Below are 2,975 nucleotides of genomic sequence, written 5' to 3' on the forward strand. Positions count from 1 at the left end.
AAAACCTGAACCCGCGCTCCGCCTATATCGTGGCGCTGCCGAAACCGACGGACCGCGAGGCGACACAGTGGTATTTCCAGCGCTACACCGACTGGCTGCCCGCCGCCGGTGAAATAGCACTTTTCGACCGCTCCTGGTACAACCGGGGTGTTGTCGAACATGTCTTCGGCTTCTGTACGCCCCCGCAGCGCCAGCTATTCTTCAAGCAACTTCCCGACTTTGAACAGATGATCGTGGATGAGGGCATCACGCTCGTGAAGCTCTGGCTGAATGTCGGCCGGGCCGAACAGCTTCGCCGTTTCCTCAAGCGCGAGAAGGACCCACTGAAGCAATGGAAGCTGAGCTGGATCGACGTTGAGGGGCTGAAGAAATGGGACGCCTATACCGATGCAATCCGCGAAACGCTGGAGAACAGTCACAGCAAACATGCCCCCTGGGCGGTGATCCGCGCCGATGACAAGGCCCGCGCCCGCATCGCGGCGATCCAGACGGTCTTGCACCGGGTCGATTATGCGGGCAAGGACGCAAAGGCGATCGGCAAGGTCGATGCGAAAATCTGCGGAGGCCCCGACATTCTCGATGCCTAAACAGGGCTATCATCACGGCGACCTGCGCCGCGCGCTTGTCGATGCGGCGCTGATGCTGATCGAAAAGCAGGGTCCGCAGGGCTTCACGCTGTCGGATGCCGCGAAATCGGCGGGCGTGACCCCCGCCGCTGTCTACCGCCATTTCGCCGGGCGCGACGACCTGATCGCTGAATGCGCGCGGCAGGGGTTTGAGATTTTTGCCGATCTGATGGATCATGCCTATAACGGCGGCAAGCCTTCGGCCCTTTCCGCCTTCGAGGCGACGGGCCGGGCCTATCTGGCCTTCGCCCGCAAGTTTCCCGGCCACTATATGGCAATGTTCGAAAGCGGCATCTCGCTCAACACCAATCCCGACCTCGCCCGCGCCTCGGAACGCGCGAGATCGGTCTTTGCCCGCGCCGCCGAAAAGCTGTCGCAGCACATCCCCGAAGGCAAACGCCCGCCTGCCGCGATGTTTTCGGCCCATATCTGGGCGATGAGCCATGGCGTCGTTGAGCTTTTTACCCGCGGCAAGCCCGGCGCCCGGGCCCCCTTCCCGCCCGAGGAACTCTTGGAGGCCGGGATCGGCATCTATCTGCGCGGGCTGGGGCTGGTGCCGCCGGACGAGTGATGTTCGGCAAACCCGTGAATGGTGTCTGGCCGGATTGAGCCCATTTCGGTCGTTGGGACGCGCCACGTAAGCCGGGCGAGCGCCTGCCCGTGGGGTGGCGCAGCGACGGGTATTCGGCGCGATTTATAGTTGCAAAGCCCCTCTGACCTCATGCGATGCGCGCGGCCTCCAAAGCGCCAGCCCGGCGGGACGGGCAGGCGCTCGCCCGGCGCGCTTCGCGCTTGATTCCGGGCGAAGGGGGTGTCGCGGATGTCCGCAAAGTCCCGAATTGCACGCTCACGATGTTCCGGCGCCGACCGAAATTGTACGTGTGACAAACAAGCCCTTGCGGATCGGGTCGGGCCGGGATTAGTCAGTCTTCATGGAAGTGACAGCCCCCCTGCCCGACTATTCGCATCGTGCAAAGCGCAATGTCCTTGTGCTGATCCTCGCGCAGGCCGTGCTGGGCGCGCAGATGCCGATGGTCTTCATCGTGGCGGGCCTTTCAGGGCAGATGCTGTCACCCAATCCCTGCCTTGCCACTTTACCGATGTCGATGATCGTGCTCTCATCCATGCTGACGGCAACGCCGATGTCGTCGCTGATGGGGCGTTACGGGCGGCGCGCGGGGTTCTGGCTTGGCACCACCGGCGGGGCCGCAGGGGCCGCGGTCAGCGCGGCGGGGCTTTATCAGGGGTCGTTCCTGATCTTCCTTGCCGGTTCGTTCCTGACCGGGATCTATATGTCGGCGCAGGGGTTCTACCGTTTTGCCGCCACCGACACCGCGTCAGAGGCGTTTCGGCCCAAGGCGATCTCCTGGGTCATGGCGGGGGGGCTGGCATCGGCCATCGTCGGGCCGCAGATCGTCAAGCTGACAACCGATGCGATGGCGGTCGCGTTTCTTGGCACTTATCTTGCCATCGTGGTTCTGAATGTCGTCGGCGCGGGTCTGTTCCTTCTGCTTGATATCCCCCGTCCGCCCCGGCGCAAAGACGGCGAACCGATGGGCCGTAGCCGGGCCGAGATGCTGCGCGATCCGACGATCCTTGTGGCGATGATCTGCGCCATGGTGAGCTATGCGCTGATGAACCTTGTTATGACCTCGACCCCGCTGGCCGTGGTCGGCTGCGGCTTTGAAAAGGCGGATGCCGCCGATATCGTCTCGGCCCATGTGCTGGCGATGTTCATCCCGTCCTTTTTCACCGGCCACCTGATCGCCCGGTTCGGCGCGCCCGCGATCATGGGCACCGGCCTTGCCATTCTGGCCGCCGCTGGGGCTGTCGCCCTTTCTGGCGTTGCGTTGGAACAGTTCTATCTGGCGCTGATCCTGCTGGGGCTCGGCTGGAACTTCGGTTTCATCGGCGCCACCACCCTTTTGACCTCGGCCCATGCGCCCGAAGAACGCGGCCGCATTCAGGGGATCAATGACCTTGTCGTCTTTGGCGGCGTGACCCTTGCCTCGCTCGCCTCAGGCGGGTTGATGAACTGTTCCGGGACCAATGTCATCGCCGGTTGGCAGGCCGTGAATATCGCGATGCTGCCGTTTCTGGTTCTGGCGGGCGGATCACTGATCTGGCTGGTGCTGCGTCCACGGGATATGTGAGCGCCGTGGGTATTTCAGCAATGAAAAAGCAGATCAGACGCTTCCAGTGAAAGACCGGTAGAGCAGCGCCCACTTTTCCGCAAAACCCGAAAGGCCGAGCCGCCCGTCCGCGATCAGGCCAGGATCGCGTTCTGCCTGTTTCAGTACGGGATCGGCCGTGGCGCCGGACCAGAGTGCCGGCCGGGCCATGCGGGGG

The 2,975-nt window shown here is 63.4% G+C and carries 3 protein-coding genes; all 3 read left to right on the plus strand.

Translation table 11 applies throughout. The features are described from left to right. On the plus strand, window positions 1-587 hold a 587-nt coding region (locus tag WBB85_RS18350), incomplete at its 5' end, for a polyphosphate kinase 2 (RefSeq protein WP_432640038.1). Continuing rightward, window positions 580-1,197: a TetR/AcrR family transcriptional regulator gene (locus WBB85_RS18355; protein ID WP_432640039.1), complete on the plus strand. Its 618-nt coding sequence runs from the start codon at window positions 580-582 to the stop codon at window positions 1,195-1,197. The genes WBB85_RS18350 and WBB85_RS18355, both read left to right, overlap by 8 nt. Window positions 1,198-1,558: 361 nt before the next feature. Continuing rightward, window positions 1,559-2,779, plus strand: coding sequence for an MFS transporter (locus tag WBB85_RS18360; RefSeq protein WP_432640040.1), 1,221 nt, complete (start codon window positions 1,559-1,561; stop codon window positions 2,777-2,779). Window positions 2,780-2,975: the final 196 nt, after the last annotated feature.

The sequence above is a fragment of the Albidovulum sp. genome (assembly GCF_049646345.1).
Classification (GTDB): Bacteria; Pseudomonadota; Alphaproteobacteria; order Rhodobacterales; family Rhodobacteraceae; genus Albidovulum.

What these genes read in the sequence shown, in the direction of transcription:
- WBB85_RS18355 (WP_432640039.1), top strand. Translation starts at nt 580, where the DNA reads ATGCCTAAACAGGGCTATCATCACGGCGACCTGCGCCGCGCGCTTGTC.
- WBB85_RS18360 (WP_432640040.1), top strand. Translation starts at nt 1,559, where the DNA reads ATGGAAGTGACAGCCCCCCTGCCCGACTATTCGCATCGTGCAAAGCGC.